The 23,183-nt window shown below is 41.1% G+C and carries 23 protein-coding genes; 9 read left to right on the forward strand and 14 right to left on the reverse strand.

The annotated features are described in order from the left end of the window. Positions 1-30 precede the first annotated feature (30 nt). Positions 31-1,116 (reverse strand): magnesium/cobalt transporter CorA, encoded by a 1,086-nt coding sequence (corA, locus tag RM553_RS14130; RefSeq protein WP_311535592.1) that lies wholly within the window; start codon positions 1,114-1,116, stop codon positions 31-33. 152 nt (positions 1,117-1,268) lie between these two features. On the opposite strand from corA, the gene recQ reads away from it, so the two are divergent. Continuing rightward, complete coding sequence (recQ, locus tag RM553_RS14135) at positions 1,269-3,371, forward strand: DNA helicase RecQ (protein WP_311535593.1); 2,103 nt, start codon at positions 1,269-1,271, stop codon at positions 3,369-3,371. Positions 3,372-3,432: 61 nt separating this feature from the next. Here recQ and truA read toward each other — a convergent pair whose 3' ends face one another. Beyond that, positions 3,433-4,224, reverse strand: a complete 792-nt coding sequence (gene truA / locus RM553_RS14140) for a tRNA pseudouridine(38-40) synthase TruA (RefSeq protein ID WP_311535594.1) — start codon at positions 4,222-4,224, stop codon at positions 3,433-3,435. 128 nt (positions 4,225-4,352) lie between these two features. Here truA and RM553_RS14145 point away from each other — a divergent pair, with 128 nt between their 5' ends. From RM553_RS14145 to RM553_RS14180, 8 genes are all read left to right on the forward strand, one after another. Next, entirely contained in the window at positions 4,353-5,225 is an 873-nt protein-coding gene (locus tag RM553_RS14145; RefSeq protein WP_311535595.1) for an FkbM family methyltransferase, read from the forward strand. A 148-nt stretch (positions 5,226-5,373) separates the two neighbouring features. After that, the gene (locus tag RM553_RS14150) at positions 5,374-5,769 is read left to right on the forward strand and encodes a 2-dehydro-3-deoxyphosphooctonate aldolase (protein WP_311535596.1); all 396 of its coding nucleotides are present in this window, start codon (positions 5,374-5,376) and stop codon (positions 5,767-5,769) included. A gap of 84 nt (positions 5,770-5,853) precedes the next feature. Then, positions 5,854-6,654, forward strand: coding sequence for an SUMF1/EgtB/PvdO family nonheme iron enzyme (locus RM553_RS14155; protein WP_311535597.1), 801 nt, complete (start codon positions 5,854-5,856; stop codon positions 6,652-6,654). A gap of 13 nt (positions 6,655-6,667) precedes the next feature. Next, on the forward strand, positions 6,668-7,483 hold the full coding sequence (locus RM553_RS14160) for a DUF1853 family protein (RefSeq protein ID WP_311535598.1): 816 nt from the start codon (positions 6,668-6,670) through the stop codon (positions 7,481-7,483). A 198-nt stretch (positions 7,484-7,681) separates the two neighbouring features. Further along, positions 7,682-8,836, forward strand: a complete 1,155-nt coding sequence (locus tag RM553_RS14165) for a baeRF7 domain-containing protein (RefSeq protein WP_311535599.1) — start codon at positions 7,682-7,684, stop codon at positions 8,834-8,836. 89 nt (positions 8,837-8,925) lie between these two features. Continuing rightward, positions 8,926-9,660, forward strand: a complete 735-nt coding sequence (locus RM553_RS14170) for an NYN domain-containing protein (RefSeq protein WP_311535600.1) — start codon at positions 8,926-8,928, stop codon at positions 9,658-9,660. An 8-nt stretch (positions 9,661-9,668) separates the two neighbouring features. After that, entirely contained in the window at positions 9,669-10,523 is an 855-nt protein-coding gene (locus RM553_RS14175; protein WP_311535601.1) for a pirin family protein, read from the forward strand. Between the two features lie 78 nt (positions 10,524-10,601). Continuing rightward, on the forward strand, positions 10,602-11,003 hold the full coding sequence (locus RM553_RS14180) for a GlcG/HbpS family heme-binding protein (RefSeq protein WP_311535602.1): 402 nt from the start codon (positions 10,602-10,604) through the stop codon (positions 11,001-11,003). Positions 11,004-11,079: 76 nt separating this feature from the next. Here the strand turns inward: RM553_RS14180 and hisIE are convergent, their stop codons facing one another. The 12 genes from hisIE to RM553_RS14240 form a co-directional block, all read right to left on the reverse strand. After that, a complete protein-coding gene (hisIE, locus tag RM553_RS14185) occupies positions 11,080-11,700 on the reverse strand; it encodes a bifunctional phosphoribosyl-AMP cyclohydrolase/phosphoribosyl-ATP diphosphatase HisIE (protein WP_311535647.1) in 621 nt (206 codons plus the stop codon). Between the two features lie 68 nt (positions 11,701-11,768). Then, positions 11,769-12,524: an imidazole glycerol phosphate synthase subunit HisF gene (gene hisF / locus RM553_RS14190; protein ID WP_311535603.1), complete on the reverse strand. Its 756-nt coding sequence runs from the start codon at positions 12,522-12,524 to the stop codon at positions 11,769-11,771. Positions 12,525-12,595: 71 nt separating this feature from the next. Then, positions 12,596-13,333: a 1-(5-phosphoribosyl)-5-[(5-phosphoribosylamino)methylideneamino]imidazole-4-carboxamide isomerase gene (hisA, locus tag RM553_RS14195; protein WP_311535604.1), complete on the reverse strand. Its 738-nt coding sequence runs from the start codon at positions 13,331-13,333 to the stop codon at positions 12,596-12,598. 64 nt (positions 13,334-13,397) lie between these two features. Further along, positions 13,398-13,724 carry a four helix bundle protein gene (locus tag RM553_RS14200; RefSeq protein ID WP_311535605.1) on the reverse strand — a complete coding sequence of 109 codons (327 nt, stop codon included), beginning with the start codon at positions 13,722-13,724 and terminating at the stop codon, positions 13,398-13,400. 45 nt (positions 13,725-13,769) lie between these two features. Beyond that, positions 13,770-14,363, reverse strand: a complete 594-nt coding sequence (hisH, locus tag RM553_RS14205) for an imidazole glycerol phosphate synthase subunit HisH (protein ID WP_311535648.1) — start codon at positions 14,361-14,363, stop codon at positions 13,770-13,772. Positions 14,364-14,474: 111 nt separating this feature from the next. Beyond that, on the reverse strand, positions 14,475-15,614 hold the full coding sequence (gene hisB, locus RM553_RS14210; RefSeq protein WP_311535606.1) for a bifunctional histidinol-phosphatase/imidazoleglycerol-phosphate dehydratase HisB: 1,140 nt from the start codon (positions 15,612-15,614) through the stop codon (positions 14,475-14,477). Positions 15,615-15,629: 15 nt separating this feature from the next. After that, positions 15,630-16,679 carry a histidinol-phosphate transaminase gene (gene hisC, locus RM553_RS14215; RefSeq protein ID WP_311535607.1) on the reverse strand — a complete coding sequence of 350 codons (1,050 nt, stop codon included), beginning with the start codon at positions 16,677-16,679 and terminating at the stop codon, positions 15,630-15,632. Between the two features lie 193 nt (positions 16,680-16,872). Then, entirely contained in the window at positions 16,873-18,156 is a 1,284-nt protein-coding gene (hisD, locus tag RM553_RS14220) for a histidinol dehydrogenase (protein ID WP_311535608.1), read from the reverse strand. Positions 18,157-18,243: 87 nt separating this feature from the next. Further along, on the reverse strand, positions 18,244-19,107 hold the full coding sequence (gene hisG, locus RM553_RS14225) for an ATP phosphoribosyltransferase (protein WP_311535609.1): 864 nt from the start codon (positions 19,105-19,107) through the stop codon (positions 18,244-18,246). 270 nt (positions 19,108-19,377) lie between these two features. After that, complete coding sequence (locus tag RM553_RS14230; RefSeq protein ID WP_311535610.1) at positions 19,378-20,193, reverse strand: prohibitin family protein; 816 nt, start codon at positions 20,191-20,193, stop codon at positions 19,378-19,380. Between the two features lie 29 nt (positions 20,194-20,222). Continuing rightward, positions 20,223-21,026 (reverse strand): 3-oxoacyl-ACP reductase FabG, encoded by an 804-nt coding sequence (gene fabG, locus RM553_RS14235; protein WP_311535611.1) that lies wholly within the window; start codon positions 21,024-21,026, stop codon positions 20,223-20,225. Between the two features lie 8 nt (positions 21,027-21,034). Further along, positions 21,035-23,068 (reverse strand): vWA domain-containing protein, encoded by a 2,034-nt coding sequence (locus RM553_RS14240; RefSeq protein ID WP_311535612.1) that lies wholly within the window; start codon positions 23,066-23,068, stop codon positions 21,035-21,037. Positions 23,069-23,183: the final 115 nt, after the last annotated feature.

A 23,183-nucleotide genomic window follows, 5' to 3' on the forward strand; every position in this document is an offset into this window, starting at 1 on the left:
TAGTAATTTAAAGTTTTTATAAAAGCTATTCTAAAGCCATTTTTTTCTTTTAAAATAGTAAAGCATGCCCAGAAATACAACTATCATTACTCCCCAAATGGCAAAATAGCCATACTTCCACTCCAGTTCTGGCATATATTCAAAATTCATCCCGTAGATTCCCGCAATAAAAGTGAGCGGAATAAAAATGGAAGCCATAATGGTTAATACCTTCATCACTTCATTCATTTTATTGCTAATGGTGGTCATGTACATATCCATCAAACTCCAGATCATTTCCCTGTAGATATCTATGTTTTCTGAAATTTGAACAATATGGTCATAAAGATCCCTGATGTAATTTACCGTCTTTTCCTCAATGAGGTTATTATCCATTTTCTCAAGCCGTCCCACTACTTCCCTTAGCGGAAAAACAGCTCTTCTAATTCGTAGGATGGTCCTCTTTAATTCCTGAATTTCCTGTACGAGGTTTTCTGCGGAATTATCCACGAAAAGCTGGTCTTCAAAATTTTCAATTTTATCGCTAATGTCGTCTATTACCGCAAAGTAATTATCGATTACGGCATCCAGCAGGGCGAACATCAGGTAATCTGCACCACTGTTCCTAATACGGCCTTTATCTTTCGCAATTCTTTCCCTCACCCCGTCAAAAACATCACCATCGGCTTCCTGGAAAGTCAGGACATAATCTTTTCCCACCACCATACTAATATGCTCGTTGCGCAAATTGCCATCCCCGTTGTAGTACAGCATTTTGGCCACAATAAAAATGTAATCGGGATATTCATCAATTTTGGGCCGCTGTCCCGTGTTTACAATATCTTCAAGAATAAGCGGGTGCAAATCGTAGTAGGCGCCCATCTTTTCAATCTCAGCGGTATTATTGAGCCCATTCACATTAAACCAGGTAACATTAAGCGGCTCTTCAAATTTAAAAGCATCTTCAGGAGACTTAGAGGCAAACCAGTTGTACTGCTGCTTGTTGTAATCTATCACCTCCAGGTGAACATCCGTAATTTCTTTACTCCCAACGTAAGTTACCGTTCCCGGAACCTGGTTCAAAGTTTTGGTATTCCTGGGACGCTTCAGCGAATACTTCTTCCTGAGTTTTGCCATGCTGCGGATAAAATTTTTATAAAAGTAAGAATATTTGCAGCCATAGCCTTTCCGGGGCGGTAGAAATCTGCTTAAATAAAACTGAAGAAAGGCAGTTACATTTCTTGTTTGGAAGTTCACGGAATTAAAAGTCAAATTTTACCTTTGCCGCTATGGAAGAAACGCGGCTTTTAGGCACATTAAAAGAATATTTTGGTTACGACAGTTTTCGCCCACTTCAGAAGAAAATTATCAACGCTGTTTTTGAAGGAAAAGACAACCTTGTCATTATGCCCACAGGAGGCGGAAAATCTATTTGCTATCAACTTCCCGCCATCCTTCTTCCGCAGATAACTTTGGTGATTTCCCCGCTTATCGCGCTCATGAAAGACCAGGTAGACGGATTAACCGCCAATGGCGTCGCCGCAGCTTATCTCAATAGCAGCCAGCAGGAGGCCGAACAGCAGGCTATTTTTCAGAAGATAGGAAAAAATGAATTAAAACTGCTTTATATTGCCCCGGAAAGCCTGCAGTTTGTAGATAAAATTCTGGCCAACGGTAAGGTGAGTCTTATAGCCATAGATGAAGCGCATTGTATTTCCAGCTGGGGCCACGATTTCAGGCCGGCGTATACCCAGCTGGGATACCTGAAGAACCGCTACCCTAATACCCCGGTAATTGCTTTAACCGCAACGGCAGACAAAGCTACCAGAAACGATATTTGCCGGCAGCTGAATATTCCCCTGGCCAAAAAACATGTGGCTTCTTTTGATCGCGCTAACCTTAGCCTGGAGGTAAGGCCCGGGGTGAAACGTTTTGAGCAGATTGCCAGTTTTATCCAAAACCGCAAAAAAGAAAGCGGGATTATTTATTGTTTAAGCCGAAAGACCACTGAAGAACTCGCTGCAAAACTCAAAGCCAAAGGCTTTAAGGCCGAAGCTTACCATGCCGGCCTTAAACATGAAGAAAGGATGAGCATTCAGGACGGTTTTATAAATGATGAAAACCAAATTATATGCGCCACTATCGCCTTTGGAATGGGTATAGACAAAAGCAACATCCGCTGGGTGATCCATTATAACATGCCCAAAAACCTGGAAGGTTATTATCAGGAAATTGGCCGTGCCGGGCGTGATGGTTTACCTTCAGATACATTGCTGTTCCATAGCTATGCCGATGTGGTACAACTGCAAAAGTTTGCCTCCAACGCGGCAAATGAGGAAATACAACTGGCTAAGCTGGAGCGTATGAAGCAATATTCTGAAGCGCTCACCTGCCGGAGAAAGATCCTGCTGAACTATTTTGGGGAACATAAACAGGAAGATTGCGGGAACTGCGATATTTGTAAGAATCCGCCGGAATTTTTTGACGGTACGGTGATCGCTCAAAAAGCCCTTTCCTGCATTTACAGATTAAAAGGAGCAGAACCTGTTACCACGCTTATCGATGTGTTGAGAGGTTCCCAGAATGAAGCCGTTCTTTCTAAAAATTACCAGCAACTCCCCACCTACGGAGTGGGCAGTGAACTTTCCTGGCACCACTGGCAGCAATACATCCTTCAGCTTATAAATTTAGGTTATGCTGAAATCGCTTTTCATAAAAACAACCACCTGCAGTTAACAAAAGCGGCGAAAAAGATCTTGTTTGAAGGGGAAAAGGTGCACCTCGCGCAGGCTCCGGATAGAAAAATCCTCCGGCAGGATTCCGCAGAAAGTATTAAGAAATCCGATAACTCCTTATTTGAAAAATTGAGGCAGCTACGCCTGAAGATTGCCCGTGAAGAAGAAATCCCGGCTTATTTGATCTTTAACGACGCCACGCTAAAGGAAATGGAAAAGGAACGGCCCATGACCGATGAGGATTTTATGCAGATTAACGGGGTGGGGCGTCGCAAAATGCAGGATTACGGATACCAGTTTATTAAAGAAATCATCGCTTTTCACAAAGACAAACGCGAACGTAAATCGGCTAAAAAAGGAAAAACTTATCAGGTTACAGGAGAACTTTATAAGGAAGGTTTAAGTGTGGAAGAAATTGCGCTGAAGCGAAAACTTGCCGCTACCACTATTTATTCGCATCTCATCAAGCTTTATGATGATGGCGAAGATATAGATTTGAAGAAACTCGTTTCAAGACCGGACCTGGAATCGGTTAGAAAAGCCAGAAAAGCGCTGGAAAACCCGGGTTCCCTAAAGGTTTATTTTGAACATTTTCAGGAAGCGATAAGCTATGAAAACATCAAAATTGCGCTGAAGATTTTAGAGAAAGAGGGATAGGATAAAACTCTGAAGAATAATATCCTGCACAAAATTCAAGAGATTTTTTGCTGAATTTGAATTACAAATCTTTAAATCCAACTTTATTTAATATTAAACCTGAAGCCGGGGCGATATAATCCATTTGATATTCAGGATCGCCGGTAAGGCTTTGTGCTATCTGCTCCAGGCCCAGCTCGCCCTTCCCAACAAGAACCAGCGCTCCCATCATAAGCCTTACCTGGTGCCGCAGGAAACCTTCTCCATGCACGTGGAAAACAAAATTGTTCTCCGGAAAAAAACTGGCGGTAAAAAGGTCATTCCTGGTAATTATAGCCTTTTTGATCTCCCTGTTAAATTTGCTTTTTTCTGAAACCCTTACGCAATAATTCCTGAAGTTATGGGTGCCTTCAAATAAAAGGGCCGCTTCCTTCATACGCTTAATATCCAGGTTCCCCATAAAATTGGCCATCATGGGCGCGCAAAAAGGATGATTTTTTTCACCAAAAGAAAACAGGTAAGCATATTCTTTAATTTTTGGATGCTGAATAATATTGAACTTCGCATCCACCTCCTGTACGGCTGTCGCCCTGATGTCCTGTGGCAAGTTCAGGTTGAAAACCTGTAGAAACTCCTCCGGGTCTGCCAGGGGTTCATGGTCCAGAAAAAGCTCAAAAGCCGATTCCTGTGCCGAGACCATGGCATCGGTACGGCTGCTCCCCAATATTTTAAATTTTTTACCGGGCATGGCCCAGCGCAGGGTTTTGGTTATTATACCTTCTACGGTTTTTACATCGGGCTGTTTTTGCCAGCCATGAAGCCTGTAGCCCAAGAATTGAATTTTTATGAGATAATAAAATCGCTTGCGTTGCAATTTGCCGGTTTTGGCGCAAAGATAGAAAGATAATAAGAAGGCCACGGCCCATAAAAAACTAAAGGCAAGGAAGCAGTAAAATTATATGTATTTTCGTAATCACTTTAGCCTGAAACCTGCTATAATTCATGAACAGTTCCTTCATCAGATTCTTATATAAACGCCGCCTGCTGCAATTCCTCACCAATTTTAGCGGAAGGGCGAACATAAACGGTAAAAGCTTCAGGATTCCCATTATTGGGGAAATGGGTTATACCAATATAGATATTTCGGAGGCCTGGATGGTGGAATTGTTCAGGATAATCCTGCCTCTTAAAAGTGGGGAATTTGTAGATGTTGGCGCTAATATTGGGCAGACCCTGCTAAAGTTGAGGAGTTTGAATTCAGAAATGCCCTATACGGGATTTGAGCCTAATGCCGCCTGCCTTTTTTACCTGCGCAGGCTTATTGAAAAAAATAACTTTACCAACTGCCAGATCTTTCCCGTGGGTATTTCAGAAAAAACCGAAATGGGAAAATTAAATTTTTATTACGGAGACGACGCCGACAGCTGTGCCTCCATGCTGGAAGGTTTTCGCACAAAAAGTGTCTTCAGAAAAGAATATGTCCCGCTTTACCATTTCAGCGAAGTTAAAAGCGCTTTGCAGGCAGACACAATTTCGATTCTGAAAATAGATGTTGAAGGAGGCGAACTGGAAGTGCTCAACAGCTTTTATCACGACATCAAAGAGCAGTCACCTATTATATTGCTGGAAATCCTGCCCGTTTATAAAGAAGAAAACAAAGAACGAAAAGCCAGGCAGGATAAGATACAGGAAATGCTCAGGGCGCTAAATTATAGCATCTACAGGATTTATAAAGAGAAAGGAAATATTCGCTCTTTAAAGGAAATTGCGAATATTGGTATTCATTCTAACCTTCAGGAATGCGATTATGTGGTAATCCCTGAAAATTTAAAACAAGACTTTCTTAAAGCCTGCGGAAACCTGGTACATATTTAATTTGAACCCGGTTTTTGAATAAAACGCCCTTTTTCCCATCTTTTCTGAAAATTATTATTTAGATTGGGATATCCCTACTCCACAAGATATTGTTCATCTGCCTGAAAATATTAAAATACTTCAATATTTCAGGAATTATTAATTACTCATGAAGCAAATTTTATTGTTAAGTATTGCGTTTTCCATTCTTGCCTGCGGTTCTACCGGAAATATAGCAACAAATTCAGTAGTCGGCCAGAATTATGGGTATAATGCATCCCATCCTATTCTAGTGGGTGGCCAAGATTTAAAATCGGGACCTGAATACGAAAGGAACTACCTTAACAACCTTAGCGGCCCAAATGGAGAAGTTATCACCTATACCCGAACTGGCAGCTGCTGTCAGTTTAAAACACCTAATGGTTTTATGGGGGGCGGAATGCTGGATAAATACGAGCTTAATTATGAAGGACTTGAAAAACCAGTTATTATCTACCTGAACATGTATGATCCCGCTCCGGGAGAAATTAAAGCACCCAAGGGCTTACAGCTTAAGAAGAATTAAATCAAGTAAGATAGAATTATTGCCGTTCGGTAATGAAAAAAAGACCATTTATAATAAATATAAATTATAAAAAATACCCATTCAATGTTTAATAGGAAAGTCGATAAAAAAATCCTAATCCTAGGCCTCAGCATGTTTATTTACGCTTGTAAATCAACTAAATCGAATGAAATTACCAATAACTACCCCGAAAATAGAAGCACAAGTTCGCAAGTACCACCAGGTACAATTCATTTAAAAGACAATCTTTATATTGATAAAACACCGGTCACCAACCAGATGTTCATGGAATTTTTAAAGAGTATAACAAATTTCTGGAGCATGGAAAAACATGATGCAATACAAAAATCTTCAAATTATGGTTTTAAGGGCAGCGAAATAGAAGAAAAATTATTAAAGGACATACCGCAACTGAAATTAGAAAATACTTCAAATCTTAAAATAGGCAAAAATTTAGTTTTTGACGATTATATAAATGATCATCATTACGATTATCATCCGGTCGTACAGATTTCGAAGGCGCAGGCTCAATTCTTCTGTTTATGGAGAACAGATATGGTCATGTTAAATTACTCTTATAAATCTGAAACTCCAGCTCAGCGAAGAAAATTTCCTTCAAGAGTTAATTATCGTTTACCAACGGTACAGGAAATGAAAAATGCAGTGGCTAAATTTCAGCCAGAGAAAATAGAAGTTATGGAACCAGAAATGGGTACAATACAGTTAAGGGAAAAACTCAGAGAAATTGATAGTATGGTGTTATTTAATATTTCTGAACATACTTTGGATAAAAAAGCTTACGGGATAAATTGGAGAAATAGTAATATCCAAGAATCCCAGAATGATTACACAGGTTTTAGATGTATCTGTGAAATTAAGAATTAGAGGTAAGCTATAGATGAATATTCAAAAGCAATTTAAAGGTTTCCTTTCCACTCCTCCGCTGTGGGATAATGGTAATTTCCTGGGTTTAAAACAATTCAATCTTCCTGTAGCTGAAATTCCACAGGAAATTCTTCAAAATTTGCATTCGTCCCGTTCCATTCTTGGAAAAAGGGTGGAAAATTTCTTTGAGTTCCTAATCAATAACACCAGCCGGTATAAAGTGCTTCTTTCCAACATACAGATACACCAGGAAAAAATAAAGCTGGGCGAGATCGATTTTTTACTGAAAGACCTGCAGGAAGAGAAGCCTTACCATATAGAACTGGTGTATAAATTTTATGTTTATGATCCTTCTTTTGAAGACGAGCTCCACCGTTGGATAGGCCCCAACAGGAGGGACAGTCTGCTTCAAAAGGTACAGAAGCTAAGGGAAAGGCAGTTTCCCCTGCTCTTTCGTCCCGAAACAGGAAACCTCCTGAAATCTGCCAAGCTGAAGGCGGGGAATATACATCAGCAGGTTTGTTTTAAGGCCAATCTCTTTCTTCCGAAGCAATTCAACTATAAAAAAATTGCTCATCTTAATAAAGCCTGCATTGCCGGTTACTGGATTAATTTTGATGCTTTTAAAGGTGAAGAATATGAAAAACATAAATTCTATTCCCCAAAAAAGCAGGATTGGCCGGTTAATCCCAGTTATGGCCGCACATGGGTGACTTATGAGCAAATACAGCTTCAAATTGCCAGTTTCATCAGCCGGGAAAAGGCTCCTCTTGTATGGATGAAAAAAGGCGATGAGACTTACGAACGTTTTTTCGTGGTATGGTGGTAAACTGATTGATGTAAATAGATTCCATCCGTTTCTTTTCAAAAGATAAACATTAATTAAGAAAGATTTAGCACCAGATAGCTTCCCCGCTCTTTGAATTGGGTTTAAATCGGCTTATCTTGAGATAACCAGAAAATTAAAGAAGAAAGAGCGTGAAAAAAATAATTTTTCATGCTCTTTTTTAACCAAAAAACAAAAACTATGTCATTAATAAGTCAGGAAGAATTTCAAAAAATCGCGAATTTTAAGGGAGAAAATTGTGTCTCAATCTTTATCCCAACAGACCGTGCGGGAAAAGAAGTACTGGATCAAAAGGATAAAACTTACCTCAAATCTTCTTGGGATGAAGTAAAAAAGAGACTGGAAAAAGAAGGAATTAGCGAAGACAAAATTGAAGCAATAGGAAAACCTATTGAGGAATTGATTAATGATCCGGAATTCTGGAGGCACCAGTCCGACGGCCTGGCAGTTTTCGCTGCAGAAGGTTTCTTTGAAAAATTTACTATTCCTGTTAATTTCGAAGCATACACCTATATTTCTAAAGAATTTTATGTGCGCCCCCTGGCACCGGTTTTAAAAAATGAAGGGAGATTTTATCTTTTGGCGATACAGCAGGATAAAGTAGATCTTTATGAAGCTACCAAACATAGCATTGGGCCCGTGTATATTGAAGATCTAACACCGGAGCGCCTGGAAGACAGGGTAGGTTATGATTACGAGGAAAAACACAGCAAGCACAAAACCCAGCATAATCTTTCCGGCCAGTCTACCACGCATGGATATGATGCCGCGAACAGGGATGAAAAAAATGAGATCCTTAGATTTTTCAGGGCCGTGGACAAAGGCCTGCATGAGGTATTAAAAGATGAGAATGTTCCTCTTGTTGTGGCCTGCCAGGATTATCTTTTTCCAATTTATAAAGAAGCGAATTCCTATAAGAACCTGTACGAACAGGTAATACCCGGAAATCCCTCAGATACCAATATGCTGGGACTGCACGATAAGGCCTTAAAAGTAATGGAGCCGCAACTGGAAAAAGAGAAAAGGAATAAACTGGCTACCTTTTCTGAATTGCCGCCGGAAAAAACTTCAACCGAAATTCATGATATTATTCCCGCCGCTTTTGAGGGAAAAATTGATACGCTTTTCCTTGAAAACCGGGCAGAAGTCTGGGGAACTTACGACGAGGAGAACCGTAAGGTGGAAACAAAGGAAGAACAATCTGATGATGCTACTTCCCTTATGAACCTGGCGGCAGCCAAGGTTGTGGAGACAGGTGGATCTGTTTTTCTGATTGAAAGCGCGTTTATGCCTGAAAAAGCATCTAAGCTAAATGCCATTTACAGGTACAGTTAAACAAACGATAATTTATGAGTAATGAAGGCGGCGATTGCCGCCTTTTCTGCTTAAAATAGTATCTTTATACAACAAAATTACAATACTTCATGGAGATTAATCTTGCCGTACTTATAGACGGGGACAATATTCCTTCTGCTTACATAAAAGAAATGATGGAGGAAATTGCCAAATTTGGCAACCCCACCATTAAGAGAATTTACGGAGACTGGACCAAACCCCATTTAGCCAAATGGAAAGCGGTTCTACTTGAAAATGCCATAAACCCCATTCAGCAATACGGCTATACACAGGGCAAGAACGCCACAGATTCGGCTATGATTATTGACGCAATGGACATCCTTTACAGCAATAAAGTTGATGGCTTTTGCCTGGTATCGAGTGACAGTGATTTTACAAGACTGGCCACCAGGTTACGCGAGGCGGGCAAAAAGGTGATTGGGATTGGGGAAAAGAAAACTCCCGAGCCCTTTATTGTAGCCTGTGACCGCTTTATTTATATTGAAATTTTAAAGGATAAAGACAAGGAAAACGGGCAGGAAGCCAGCAGGGAAAAGGCGGATAAAAAGAATAGCGTTGATAAAATTACCCCAAAGGTGGTGCGCCTGCTTGCCACAACCATTTCTGATGTTGCCGATGAGGACGGATGGGCCTTTTTAGGCGATGTGGGCAGCCTGCTCCAGAAGAAACAACCTAATTTCGATTCCCGGAATTACGGCTTTCAAAAACTGACGCCAATGATAAGCGCTATCGATAAATTTGAAGTAGAATCCCGGGAAAATCAGAATTCACGATTCAAACTCATTTATGTTAAGAACAAATAACAATCAGCATGCGAACCATAAAGAAAATTCATAAGGCAGAATACCGGCCTATCGCCGATTTAATTACCTATTCCCCCATGCCTACGGGAAGTATACAGATGATTGATCCATTTTTATTTTTGAACCACCACGGGCCACAAAAATACCCGCCCAATAATAACGGCCTGCCCTTTGGGCCGCACCCGCACCGGGGTATGGAAACCGTGACTTTTATTCTTGACGGGGATATTGCGCATAAGGATTCCGGCGGACATAAAAGCGTTATTGAAAGTGGTGGTGTGCAATGGATGACTGCAGGCAGCGGACTTATTCATGCGGAAGTTTCTTCTGAAAAATTTAAAAAAGAAGGGGGCGACCTGGAAATCCTGCAATTGTGGATTAACCTCCCAGCAAAGTATAAGATGACCGAACCTAAATATTTCGGTTTTCAAAAAGATCAAATTCCTGCGATTTCACTGGACGAAGGAAGAATTAAGGGGCAGGTGGTTTCGGGAAAATTAGAAGAAACGGCAGGTGCCTTTAATACCTTTACAGATGTAAACCTCGCTACCCTCAATTTTGAAGAAGGGGCGAAACTGGAACTTTCTATTCCTTCTGAACATAATATCTTCTTTTATGTAATTAAAGGAGAGTTTGAAGTAAATGGAAATCCTGTCAAGGCGCTAAATCTGGCAGAATTCAATAATGACGATGAAAAACTTGTTATTGAAGCCAGGGCCGAAAGCATTCTTTTATTTGGACATGCAAAACCTTTTGATGAGCCGGTGGTTGCCCGGGGCCCCTTTGTGATGAACAGTATGGAAGAAATAGACCAGGCTTACAGCGATTTTCAGGCGGGCAAGATGGGAAAATGGAGTGAGTAAACAATTCCTTTATTAGTCTTAAATGCCGCTGTCTTCCGTCTGAATTTTAATATTTTAAGGAAAACAAAAAATAAGCTTATGAATATTACTTTAGAACAGGCACAGGCGGCAATAAAAGCCGCTCAGCAAAAAGCAGGTGAAATAGATGTTCCCATGAATATTGCCATTGTAGACTCCGGAGCCAATCTTAAAGCTTTTGCCAGAATGGACGGGGCGTGGTTAGGTTCTGTAGATATTGCTATTAAAAAAGCGGAAACGGCAAGATATTTTGATATGGATACCGGCGAAATTGGAAAAATTTCCCAACCCGGTGAATCTCTTTATGGCATCGAGCATTCCAACGGAGGGCTTATTACATTCCCCGGAGGTGTTCCAATTAAAAGCGCTGATGGCGAAATAATTGGTGCCATTGGAGTTTCAGGCGGCCAGGTAGAACAGGATCATGAGGTAGCCACCTTCGGAATGAACGCTGTAAAATAATTTCTTGAAAATGCCATTTTCACATAAAAACCTGTTGCCTTACAAGACAACAGGTTTTTCTTCAATATTTGTAAAATTAATGCCTTTCTTCGAGCACCTTTACCACATCCTGTAAAGAATAACCTTTGGCCTTCAGCAGGATAAGATAGTGAAAAAGCAAATCGGCACTTTCATTTAAAAACAGAGCTTCATCATCATCCTTGGCCTCTATCACTGTTTCCACGGCCTCTTCCCCTACCTTTTGGGCAATTTTATTAATGCCTTTATCAAAGAGCGAAACCACGTAGCTCGATTTGTCTTCCCGCAGTTCCGGCTCAACTTCACTCATTCTTTTGCGTTTGGCAATTATTCCTTCCAGTTGGGAAAGAAATCCAAAATTAGGATTATTTTCTTCGCCCCAGCAGGTATCGGTTCCTTTATGACAGGTTGGCCCTTCAGGATGAACGCTTACCAGCAGCGTATCATTATCACAGTCATTCTTAATATCCACAAGGTGAAGAAAATTGCCACTCTCCTCCCCTTTTGTCCATAACCTGTTCTTGGTCCTGCTGAAAAAAGTAACTTTTTTGGTCTCGCTGGTTTTCAGGAAAGCCTCTTCATTCATATAGCCCAGCATGAGTACATTTTTTGTAGAAGCATCCTGAATAATTGCAGGAACCAGGCCGTCTTTATTTTTATTAAAATCTATGTTCATTATATTTTTTTTACTCCTTCTTTGGTATTATTTATTTCTTTTCTAAACCTCCAACTTCTAACGTCTATTTACTAAAGCCTTACAGCTATTCCATTTTTCTGCAACTCTTCCTTAAGTGCTTTGATCTCTATTTCCTTAAAATGAAAAACGCTTGCAGCCAGTGCGGCATCGGCTTTTCCTTCCTTAAAAGTATCGGTAAAATGTTGCATATTTCCTGCCCCGCCCGATGCTATGATGGGAATATTTAATTCTGAAGATAATTTGGCGAGGGCAATATTCGCAAAACCATCTTTGGTGCCATCATTATTCATGGAAGTAAACAGAATTTCCCCTGCACCACGCTCTTCCACTTCTTTTGCCCAGTCAAAAAGATCCAATTCGGTAGGTACCTTTCCTCCTACCAAATGCACCAGCCATTTCCCGTTTACCTGTTTGGCATCTATGGCAACGGTAATACACTGGCTCCCGAATTTTTGTGACAACTGGTTAATAAGCTCCGGATTTTTTACCGCGGAAGAATTTATGGAAACCTTATCGGCTCCATTCTGAAGCAATACATCCACGTCCTCAACCGAAGATATGCCGCCGCCAACCGTAAACGGAATATTCACTTTTTCAGCAACTCTTAAAACGAGCTCGGCAAGGGTTTTTCTTCGCTCTTCGGTAGCCGAAATATCCAGAAATACCAACTCATCTGCGCCAGATTCGGCATAAATCGCGGCAAGTTCCACAGGATCTCCTGCATCTCGCAAGTCTATAAAGTTAATGCCTTTTACCGTACGTCCGTTTTTTATATCAAGACAGGGAATTATTCTTTTTGTAAGCATCTTTGAGTATTGAGTATTGAGTAGTTAGTAATGAGTATTAAGAATTATTTCTGAATACCCAATTCTTATATCTAACTGCTTTTTAAAATATAACTTTCCAGTTGTTTTAAACTGATCCTTCCTTCATAAATAGCTTTTCCAATGATGGTTCCCTCACAACCAATTTCCTCCAGTTGTGGTAGCTCATCAAATTCTGAAATTCCGCCTGAAGCAATTAAACTGAGTTTTCCTTTTTCAGAAGTCTCCTTCAGGATCTTTTTATAAAGATCGAAACTAGGCCCTTCCAGCATTCCGTCTTTGGAAATATCGGTACAAATAACATATTTCACTCCATTTTGCTGATATTCTTGAATAAAAGGAATCAGTTCTTTCTTCGATTCTTCCTGCCAGCCGCTAATGGCTACTTTCTCATTATTGGCATCGGCGCCCAAAATAATCTTTTCTGAACCAAACTTCTGCAGCCATATTTGGAAAGTTTCAGGGTCTTTAACTGCAATGCTCCCACCGGTAATTTGATTGGCCCCGCATTCAAAAGCGATTTCCAGATCTTTATCAGATTTCAATCCGCCACCAAAATCCACCTTCAAACTGGTTTTTGAGGCAATCTCTTCCAAAATTTTATGATTTACAATATGTTTAGACTTTGCGCCATCCAGATCTACCAGGTGTAGATAGGCTATGCCATGTGCTTCAAATTTTTTGGCGACTTCCAGCGGATTTTCATTATACACTTTTTTCGTGTTATAATCGCCTTTGGATAGTCTTACACATTTGCCTTCAATAATGTCTATGGCGGGAATAATTCTCATGTTTAGAAGTTAGAATTTAGAAGTTTCAAGTACGAATTAATTTAAATTATTTTTTCTGGTTTTATTAATTGAAGTAACTATAATAGAAACTATCTCCATTAGCGTCTTTGTGCAAAACTCTTATTTCTTCCTGATTTTCTTTTAAAACTTCTGGTAAAAGTTCCAGAAAGTACATGCTTTCATCAGCTTCCTCTTCAACAATTTTAAGTTTATTTAGAAAATCAGCCTTAGATTTAGCTCTTTGTGCAACCCGATAATTTGCACCTACGGAACTTGAAGAGCGGATCAATTGATTCACAAATGCATTGTACTCACGGGAATGTGGAATATTAGAACAAAGCTTCCAGCAGTTTCCAGCAAATAACTTTGTTCTGTCTTTTAGATTTTGCACAGCTAATTAATTTATTTCTAATTGAATACTTTCCACTTCGTAATTTTACCTTCGTATCTCTAAATTCAAAAAGTTTTCCAGAATCTTTTCCCCGGCTGTACTGCTTTTTTCGGGATGAAACTGGACGCCGTAGAAATTATTCTTTTTGATAGCCGATGTATATTCCACCCCATATTCTGTAGACGCTATGGTCTCACCACATTCGGGAATATAATAACTGTGCACCAGATAAACATATTCTCCTTCCTGAATGCCCTCAAACAACTCCGATTTTAAATCGAAGATCCTGTTCCAGCCAATTTGCGGCACTTTAAGCTTATTATCGAATTTCACCACCTGGGCATCAAAAATACCCAGGCCGTTCGTATCTCCTTCCTCGCAATAGTCGCACATAAGCTGCATCCCCAGGCAAATTCCCAGTACCGGCTGCGTTAGATTAGGTATAAGTTTTTGAAGGCCGGTAGATTTCAGCATTTTCATGGCGCTGCCGGCTTCTCCCACACCCGGGAATATCACTTTATCGGCAGCCTTTATTTCTTCAGCATTATTGCTTAAAACAGCTTCAAAACCAAGCCTTTTTACCGCAAATTTGATGCTCTGGATATTTCCCGCACCATAGTCTATAATTGCTATTTTCAGGGGCCCTCTGGCTCCCCCAACGGGGGAGTAACCTTCATTATTGTTAATCATAATTTCAATGAATTAAAGAAGAATTTTAACTTCTAAATTCTTATTTCTAACCTCTTACTTCTAAAGCATTCCTTTAGTTGAGGGCAAAATCATTTTTTCGGCATCCCGCTTTACAGCCATCTTTATGGCCTTGGCAAAAGCTTTGAAAATAGCTTCAATTTTATGATGTTCGTTAGTTCCTTCTGCCTTTATATTTAAATTGGCTTTTGCGCCATCGGTAAAGGATTTAAAGAAATGATGAAACATCTCGGTTGGCATTTTTCCCACCATTTCACGCCTGAATTCCGCTTCCCAAACCAGCCAGTTCCGCCCCCCAAAATCGATGGCTACCTGTGCCAGGCAATCATCCATCGGCAGGCAAAAACCATAGCGTTCTATGCCCAGTTTATTTCCCAGGGCTTTGCTAAAAATTTCGCCTAAAGCAATGGCGGTGTCTTCAATGGTATGATGCTCGTCCACTTCCAAATCGCCCGCAACCTTTACCTCCAGGTCCATCTGCCCGTGGCGGGCAATCTGGTCCAGCATATGGTCAAAAAAGGCAATTCCTGTAGAAATTTTTGATTCCCCGGTGCCGTCCAGATTTAGCCTGATAAAAATATCGGTCTCATTCGTTTTTCGGCTAATTTCGGCTGTACGGTCCTTCAGCTTTAAAAATTCATAAATTTCCTTCCAGCTGTCAGTTTTTAGAGCAATGCAGCCATCCAGCGCTTCCTTCTTATTTTTCACTTCTTCGGCACCAAGGTCTTCATGAGTGTCTATAAAAATTCCTTTTCCGCCGAAATTAAATGCGAATTCCACATCGGTGAGCCTGTCGCCAATCATAAAAGAATTTTTCAGGTCGTAATCGGGATTATCAAGATATTTTTCTTTAAGCAAACCGAGGTTTGGCTTTCTGGTAGGGGCGTTATCTTTGGCAAAAGTCTTGTCGATTAAAGCGTCTGTAAATTTTATGCCCTCGTTTGCAAGGGTTTTGGTGATAAAATTCTGTATAGGCCAGAAATCGCTCTCCGGGAAAGCCTCTGTTCCCAAACCATCCTGGTTGGTCACCATTATCATTTCATAATCCAGTTCTTTGGCAATTTTAGTAAGGTAATAAATCGCCTCGGGATAAAATTCGAGCTTGTCCAGGCTGTCAATCTGGTAATCTTCCGGTTCGTGAATTAAAGTGCCGTCTCGGTCTATAAACAGGATTTTTTTCATCTTTGGGAATATCTTTTAGTTGATGCTTTTTAAAGCTGTAATCAGTTTTTCATTTTCAGGTTTGGTTCCCACCGTAAAACGAAGGGTATTTTCACAAAGCGGCTGGGTGGTCCTATTCCTTATTACAATCCCCTTTGCCAGTAACTGTTCATATCTTTTATTGGCGTTATCTACTTTTACCAGCACAAAATTAGCGTCGGAAGCATAAACTTCTTCAACAAAAGGGATTTCAAGTAACACTTTAGATAATAGTTCCCTCTGCTTTAGAATATCAGTTACTTCCGAATTTACCTGATCTAAATTTAAGACTCTGATCAGGGCCCGCTGCTGGGAGAGTTCATTTACATTATAAGGCGGCTTTATTTTGTTTAGTATCTGGATAATTTCTTCGGAAGCATAGCAAATCCCCAGTCTTATTCCAGCCATTCCAAAAGCCTTTGATAAGGTTTGGGTAACCACGAGGTTTGGAAATTCCTGAAGTTTTGTTAACCAGCTCTGCTTTTCCGAAAAATCGATATAAGCTTCATCAATAATTACCAGTCCGTTAAAGTTTTCCAGGATTTCCAGCACTTTTTCTTCGGAAAAAGAATTGCCTGTAGGATTATTGGGCGAACAAAGAAAAACCATTTTTGTACCCGCATCTGTTTCGCGCAGAATTTTATCTACATTAGGCTGAAAGCCTGGTTCCAGCAGGATTTCCCTGTTTTCGATATTGTTGATATTCGCCAGTACCTTATACATGCCATAGGTTGGCGGCAAAGTGACGATATTATCCTTTCCAGGTTCACAAAAAGCCCTGAACAGCAGGTCCAGCACTTCATCGCTCCCATTTCCCAGTAAAATATTTGCCCTGCTTACAGATTTTATCTTTGCCAGTTCAGCCTTTAAGTTTCTTTGCTGCGGATCGGGATATCGGTTTACATCGGTTTGAAAAGGATTCTCGTTGGCATCCAGAAAAACCATTTCCGTACCCGTACTCTGGTATTCGTCCCTGGCCGAAGAATACGGCTTTAAATCCTTTACGTTTGGACGAACTAAATTATTTATGTCGAAATTTTTAAGCATTGATTTACTTCTATTTTAATATGCTCTTTCACCAGCACTTTTTTCTGAGGAGGATGAGATCCGAAACAAATTTATCTGAAGTGATAAATTCCCATTAGAACATTAATTTTCAAACCTGTAATTAACTACATCTTCCAATTTTCAAACTTTCAGATTGGCACATTTCAAATTGGCCCGTCTTCAAATTTTCAAATTATTCCAGCTCCCTCAATCTTAAACTCACCGCGTTTTTATGCGCCTGCAGGCCTTCGGCTTCGGCCATTAATTCTATGGCGGGGCCTATTTCCTTTATTCCTTCTTCCGAAATTTTCTGAAAAGTCATGCTCTTTAGAAAACTATCCAGGTTTACCCCGCTGTATTGTTTGGCATAACCATTTGTAGGCAACGTGTGATTGGTACCCGAGGCATAATCACCTGCGCTCTCCGGCGTAAATTTCCCAATAAAAACCGAGCCGGCATTTTGCACATTTTCAATATAGAACTCTTCCGCTACACTGCAAATAATGAGATGTTCAGGGCCGTATTCATTGATAAGTTCCAGGGCAGTATCCTGGTTCTCCACGTATATTAGCCGCGAATTTTCTATGGCTTTTTCCGCGATTTCCTTTCTTGGAAGCTGCTGCAATTGCGTCTCAACTTCACCTTCAACCGCATCGATGAGCTCTTTTGAAGTAGCCACCAAAATCACCTGACTGTCGGCTCCGTGTTCGGCCTGGCTCAGCAAATCTGAAGCGATATAAGCCGCGTTTGCATCTTCGTCTGCCACCACCAGTAATTCTGAAGGCCCGGCAGGCATATCTATAGCTACATTATGCCGCGTAGAAAGCTGCTTGGCCACGGTTACAAACTGGTTTCCGGGGCCAAAAATCTTATATACTTTCGGGATGGTCTCTGTCCCAAAAGTCATCCCCGCAATGGCCTGTATTCCCCCAACTTTGTGAATGCGGGTTACCCCGCATAAATCGGCAGTATATAAAATAGCGGGATGCACCTTCCCCTCCCTGTTGGGCGGCGAACACAATACCACCTCTTTGCAACCCGCAAGAGCAGCTGGTACTGCCAGCATCAGAATGGTAGAAAACAAAGGCGCGCTGCCCCCGGGAATATACAGCCCCACCTTTTGAATAGGCCGTTTTTCCTGCCAGCATTTTACTCCCGGAGAAGTTTCCACGATAATTTTTTCAGTCTTCTGGGCTGAATGGAATTTTTCGATGTTCTGCTTTGCCAGGAAAATCGCGTCCTTCAGTTCCTGGGAAATAAGGTTCCTGCTTTCATCAATTTCCATAGCAGTCACGCGCGTTTCTTCGGTTTTAAAACCATCAAAAAGCTCGGTGTACTTGGCTATGGCCGCGTCTCCGCTTTTTTGTACTTCAGAAAAAATCTGGTTTACCGTTTCTTCAATATCTTCAACAGATTTGGTTGGCCGTTTCAGTATTTCCCGCCACTCTGAAGGCTCAGGGTTGAATATTTTATTCATAATCAGAAATGATATTATTTATAGCCTTTTTAGAACATCAAGCATCTTGACTCGGCCTAACGTGACTACTATAAGTTTTACCTGGTTCTATATCACCATTTTTTCTATTGGGGCCACCAGAATTCCTTCGGCACCATGGTTCTTCAACTCATCGATAACTTCCCAGAAGCGCTCTTCATTTATAACCGTATGTATGGAACTCCAGCCCTCTTCAGCTAAAGGCAAAACAGTGGGGCTGCGCATACCGGGTAATAATTTAATAATTTCATCCAGCTTTTGGTTTGGGGCGTTCAGCAAAATGTATTTTGAAGTGCGCGCATCCAGCACCGATTTAAACCTGAACTGAAGTTTTTCCAAAAGGGCTTTCCGCTCTTCAGAAATCATGGGCGAAATAGCCAGAACGGCCTCGCTTTTCAGCATTACTTCCACCTCTTTAAGATTGTTTTTGAAGAGCGTGCTCCCGCTGGAAACAATATCACAAATGGCATCTGCAAGCCCGATATTGGGCGCTATTTCTACCGAACCGTTAATTATATGGAGTTCTGCCGAAATACCTTTTTTCTCAAGAAATTCATTTACGGTATTGGGATAAGAAGTAGCGATCTTTTTCCCGTCCAGATCTTCTATGCCCTGGTATTTCATCGATTTTGGCACTGCAAGGGAAACCCGGCATTTGGAAAAACCGAGTTTTTCTCCCTGCAGGATATCCTTTCCTTTTTCGATAAGGACATTTTCTCCCAGAATGGCCACATCTACCACCCCGTCCCGAAGGTACTGCGGAATGTCTCCATTTCTAAGGTACATGACTTCCAGAGGGAAATTGCGGGCCGAGGCCTTTAGCTGTTCCTTACCATTGTCTATGGAAATACCGGCATCCTTCAGGATTTGCAGGGAATCTTCATTAAGCCTGCCCGATTTTTGAATCGCTATGCGAAGTTTTTCAGTGCTCATTTTTTACTGCTTCTTATTTTTTTAAACCTCCGTTTTTTAAAGTCATTGGAGGTTTATTTTTTTATTCTCAACATCAAAAAAAAACCCGTTTGATTTACTCAAACGGGTTTTGAAATATGGTAACATTACTACATACCAAATCTACCTCGCCTGAGCGCAGAAGTAAATATGATGGTGATGATGTAATTGTTTTGCTTTCATAACTTTCACAAATTTAAACATAAATTTGAAAAGGAAAAACAGCTTTTCATATTTTTATGAATTTGTTGCTTAATTGCTCCCTAAAATAAGTGGCAACCCTCCTTCTCCGGAGCCAATAATAACCGTTTTCGAATTGTTGGACTTTGCCAGCTCCAGCGTGGCCTGTATCCCTTTTTCCTGCAAAACCTTATCTGTTAAAGATTCGCTCAAAATACGGTTTGCACGGGCTTTACCTTCAGCATCAATACGCTGCCGCTCCGCTTCCTGCTCTGCCTTGGTGAGGCGGTATTCATATTCCAGAGATTCCTGTTCCTGCCTTAATTTGCGCTCGATAGCATCTTTAATAGTTGCAGGCAAAGAAACATCTCTCACCAGCACTTCATTTACCTGTACATACTGTTCACGCAGCAAAATTTGCGTTTCTTCCAGGATTTCTTTCTGAATCGCTTCTCTTTTACTGGAATACAGTTGCTCGGGATTATACCTTCCCACTACCGCACGGGCAGCAGAACGCACGGCCGGCTGCAGCAAACGCTCTATATAAGCTTCACTTTTTTCCTTGTGCAACTTACCCAAATCTTCATAAGCCGGCTGAAACCATACAGAGGCATCGAGATTAATCTCCAGCCCGTTCGAAGAAAGCACGTTCATTTGCTCGTCTATAGACTGCTGCCGCACTTCGTAAACAAAAACCTTGTTCCAGGGCGCCACTACATGAAAACCTTCGCTTAATGGCGGCTCATCGGTAACCACACCACCTCCAAAAGTTTTATAAAGCACTCCGGCTTCACCAGATTCTATGGTTACGGTAGATTTTGCCAGAAGGATAATGACGAATACTACTACAATAAATAAGGGGATTGCAATCTTTGGTAATCTTTCCATTTAAAATATTTAATTAATAATTGTTTTTTTTACCCGTTTCCAATAAAGCCGGGATAAAGCGACATGCCGCCATCTACAAAAATGGTGGTTCCGTTCACGTATTCCGATTTATCTGAAGCCAGCCAAAGCGCAACTTCAGCCACATCTTCGGGCTCTCCCAACCGGTTGTAAGGAATTAATTTTAGAAGCTGTTTTACCTGCTTTTCATCCTTCCACACCTCTTCGTTGATAGCGGTTTTAATTGCCCCCGGGGCTATGCTGTTAACCCGTATGAGTTTATTGGCTACTTCCTGGGACAAGGTTCTCATAAATTCTGTTAGCCCGCCTTTGGCCGCGGCGTAATTAATATGCCCCGCCCAGGGAATTTCCTGGTGTACCGAGCTCATAAAAATTATTTTCCCGGCAGACTTGCTGATGCCTTCCACCACGCCACGCTTCAGGAAATAACGAACGGCCAGCCGGCTGCATAAAAACGCGCCGGTTAGGTTGGTCTTTATCACCAGCTCCCAGTCTTTCAATGTCATTTCATCTAAAGGCGCGTCTTTCTGGATCCCGGCATTGCTCACCAGGATGTCCAGGTTATTATAGGTGTTAAATACCTTTTCGAACATTGCTTCCACAGATTGCTCATCGCCAACATCGGCCTGCACGGCAAAAGCCTCTCCACCTTCTTTTTTAATCGCATCAACAGTAAATTTGGCTCCTTCTTCATCGCTGTGGTAATTCACCGCTACCTTTGCCCCGGCTTTAGCCAGGTAGATGCAAATACTTTGCCCCAGGCCAGAGCTGCCCCCGGTAACCAGGGCCACCTGGTTCTTTAAACTCTTTTCCATACTCTGCTTTAAATTAAACCGGTATATTTCCTGTAAAACCACTCCCCGGCAAGAAAAAACACCAGCAGGAACAACAGGTAATACCAGTCTACCAAAGGTACTGTTTTTTCATGGCTTTTCTGTACAGGGGTAAAACGTTTGTCACTCAACAGGTCTTGAATAAGTTTTTCTGCGGAATTTGAAAAATAGAGCCGGGATTCATTATTATCGGCCAGGAATTTTAATTTTTCAAGGTTGGCCGAAGCAAACTGCTGCTCCACATTATAATCTACTACTGTAAAGCTGCCTGTTTCTGAAATTGCTGAATTTTCAACTCTTAGCGTAAATTCATATTCTCCCGGCTCCAGGTTCCCCAAATCCACTTCATAATAATTGTTTCTGAGCAATAAAGGGGCCTGTAGCGATTCATCTGAGTTTCTCTTTGAAATGGCAATATTTAAACGGGCATTTGCATCAAACTGGTAATTTTCATCAAAATACTGGGCCGAAACTATAATTTGGCTGTTGCCATAGTAAAAAGATTCATAATCTATCCGCAGCCTGTCCCTCCTCGCCCGTGAGGATAAATTCTGAATTATTTTTCCGAAGAAATTATCGAAGGCTTCAAAATTCTGATTCTCGAGATACGATTGCGCCCGCCATTTCCAGATGTTCTCCCCCAGGAGAAAGCCAGATTTTGAAGAAGTGCCTTCTGAAATTGCAAGCAAGGGCTCGCCGGTTTCCACTCCTTCTATTCGCTGGAACAGGAGTGGTTCTGCCGAATTTGAAGTTTCCACCGTTCCAAACCTGTCGAGCAAAGGAGGAAAATCTTCAAAACCTATATCTTCAAATTGGAAATTACTGAAGCCGGGATTCATCACAGCAAATATTTCCTGCTCCTGAAATGCGGCGTCCTTTTTAAAATTATCCTGAACATTATTTAAGAAATCCCACTCGGTCTGCGTCCCGGTAATTACGAAATAATTCTGGTTGTTCTCTTTAATTTTTTCAAAAACAGGTTTAAAGCTATTGTTTGGCTGATACATTATAACTAACTGAAAATCTTGTATTTCAAGTTCCTCATCTTTTAAATATTTTATTTCTGCCTGCCGCTGTTCATTAGTTTCAATAGCTTTTTTAAGCGCCCCTAGGTCGGGATGGGGTGTTGCTGAAAGGATAAGAACTTTGGTTCGCTCGTCAATCACTTCAACAGCGAAATTTTCGGAATTGTTCAGCTGATTTTTTTCATTTTCAGAAGGGGCCACTTCAGCTTTGTACGAAAGAACGCCCAATCGGGAAGCCGGTAAAGTGGTATTGATAATTGCTGAATTTTCTTCCGCAGAAAAACTGAGGCTTTTCGAAAACAGGATGTTTTCCCCTGAACGAATTTCAAAATTGGTGTTTACAGGTTCTTCCCCGGAGTAATTAATTATAGCTTCAACGGGAAAACGGTTGTTCAGGAAGGCGTAACGGTTTACATTCAGCGCCGCCAGGTTAAGATCGCTGTACCGGGTGGTATCCCCTACTACAACAGGAAACAGGGAAATATTAGCCGAGGCCTTAAAATAGCCAAAATCGCGGCCAATGCTCTGATTCCCGTCAGAAATCAGCACTAAAGCGGCATTGTTGTTTTTATAAATGTTATTTAAGTTATCCAGCGCTGAAAAAATATTGGTTTGCGGCTCATTAAAATCCAAATCCCCTTCCGCAGAAAGTTCTTTTCCGAAACTGAATTCCCGTACCTTAAAGCGCTCCCTGATTTCTTCATTACTTAGAAGCTGCCTCACGAAATTCCTTAGCGTATCTGCCTTCCGGAGCTGTGCTATGGATTGGGAATTGTCTATGGCTATTAATAAATCCGGTTTTTCAATCTCAAAGGCCGTAGACCTGATCTTTGGATTAATAAGCAGCAACAAAAGCGTGAAAATTGATAAGAACCTCAAAATAAAGAAGATATAAGCATTCCCAGCTTTCCCTTTTGCTTTGTACAGGTACTGAAAAAAAGCAAACCCCAGCGCGAAGATCACGGCCAGGGTTATGTAAAGGATATTGCATATTATCATAGGAAGTAAGAAGTTAGAGGTACGAGGTTTGAAGTACGAAGCTAGAAATAAAAGGTTCGAAGTTGGAAATTCGAAAATTGGAATTGTAAAGCAATCGCACTCTTACTCCTGAATT

The organism is Autumnicola tepida (assembly GCF_031846485.1).
Taxonomy (GTDB): domain Bacteria; phylum Bacteroidota; class Bacteroidia; order Flavobacteriales; family Flavobacteriaceae; genus Autumnicola; species Autumnicola tepida.

What these genes read in the sequence shown, in the direction of transcription:
- hisG (WP_311535609.1), bottom strand. Translation starts at nt 19,107, where the DNA reads ATGAGCACTGAAAAACTTCGCATAGCGATTCAAAAATCGGGCAGGCTT.
- hisF (WP_311535603.1), bottom strand. Translation starts at nt 12,524, where the DNA reads ATGCTTACAAAAAGAATAATTCCCTGTCTTGATATAAAAAACGGACGT.
- RM553_RS14230 (WP_311535610.1), bottom strand. Translation starts at nt 20,193, where the DNA reads ATGGAAAGATTACCAAAGATTGCAATCCCCTTATTTATTGTAGTAGTA.
- RM553_RS14155 (WP_311535597.1), top strand. Translation starts at nt 5,854, where the DNA reads ATGTTTAATAGGAAAGTCGATAAAAAAATCCTAATCCTAGGCCTCAGC.
- hisD (WP_311535608.1), bottom strand. Translation starts at nt 18,156, where the DNA reads ATGAATAAAATATTCAACCCTGAGCCTTCAGAGTGGCGGGAAATACTG.
- RM553_RS14180 (WP_311535602.1), top strand. Translation starts at nt 10,602, where the DNA reads ATGAATATTACTTTAGAACAGGCACAGGCGGCAATAAAAGCCGCTCAG.
- RM553_RS14150 (WP_311535596.1), top strand. Translation starts at nt 5,374, where the DNA reads ATGAAGCAAATTTTATTGTTAAGTATTGCGTTTTCCATTCTTGCCTGC.
- hisC (WP_311535607.1), bottom strand. Translation starts at nt 16,679, where the DNA reads ATGCTTAAAAATTTCGACATAAATAATTTAGTTCGTCCAAACGTAAAG.
- corA (WP_311535592.1), bottom strand. Translation starts at nt 1,116, where the DNA reads ATGGCAAAACTCAGGAAGAAGTATTCGCTGAAGCGTCCCAGGAATACC.
- RM553_RS14170 (WP_311535600.1), top strand. Translation starts at nt 8,926, where the DNA reads ATGGAGATTAATCTTGCCGTACTTATAGACGGGGACAATATTCCTTCT.
- RM553_RS14160 (WP_311535598.1), top strand. Translation starts at nt 6,668, where the DNA reads ATGAATATTCAAAAGCAATTTAAAGGTTTCCTTTCCACTCCTCCGCTG.
- RM553_RS14240 (WP_311535612.1), bottom strand. Translation starts at nt 23,068, where the DNA reads ATGATAATATGCAATATCCTTTACATAACCCTGGCCGTGATCTTCGCG.
- recQ (WP_311535593.1), top strand. Translation starts at nt 1,269, where the DNA reads ATGGAAGAAACGCGGCTTTTAGGCACATTAAAAGAATATTTTGGTTAC.
- fabG (WP_311535611.1), bottom strand. Translation starts at nt 21,026, where the DNA reads ATGGAAAAGAGTTTAAAGAACCAGGTGGCCCTGGTTACCGGGGGCAGC.
- RM553_RS14145 (WP_311535595.1), top strand. Translation starts at nt 4,353, where the DNA reads ATGAACAGTTCCTTCATCAGATTCTTATATAAACGCCGCCTGCTGCAA.
- RM553_RS14175 (WP_311535601.1), top strand. Translation starts at nt 9,669, where the DNA reads ATGCGAACCATAAAGAAAATTCATAAGGCAGAATACCGGCCTATCGCC.
- hisA (WP_311535604.1), bottom strand. Translation starts at nt 13,333, where the DNA reads ATGAGAATTATTCCCGCCATAGACATTATTGAAGGCAAATGTGTAAGA.
- hisB (WP_311535606.1), bottom strand. Translation starts at nt 15,614, where the DNA reads ATGAAAAAAATCCTGTTTATAGACCGAGACGGCACTTTAATTCACGAA.
- RM553_RS14165 (WP_311535599.1), top strand. Translation starts at nt 7,682, where the DNA reads ATGTCATTAATAAGTCAGGAAGAATTTCAAAAAATCGCGAATTTTAAG.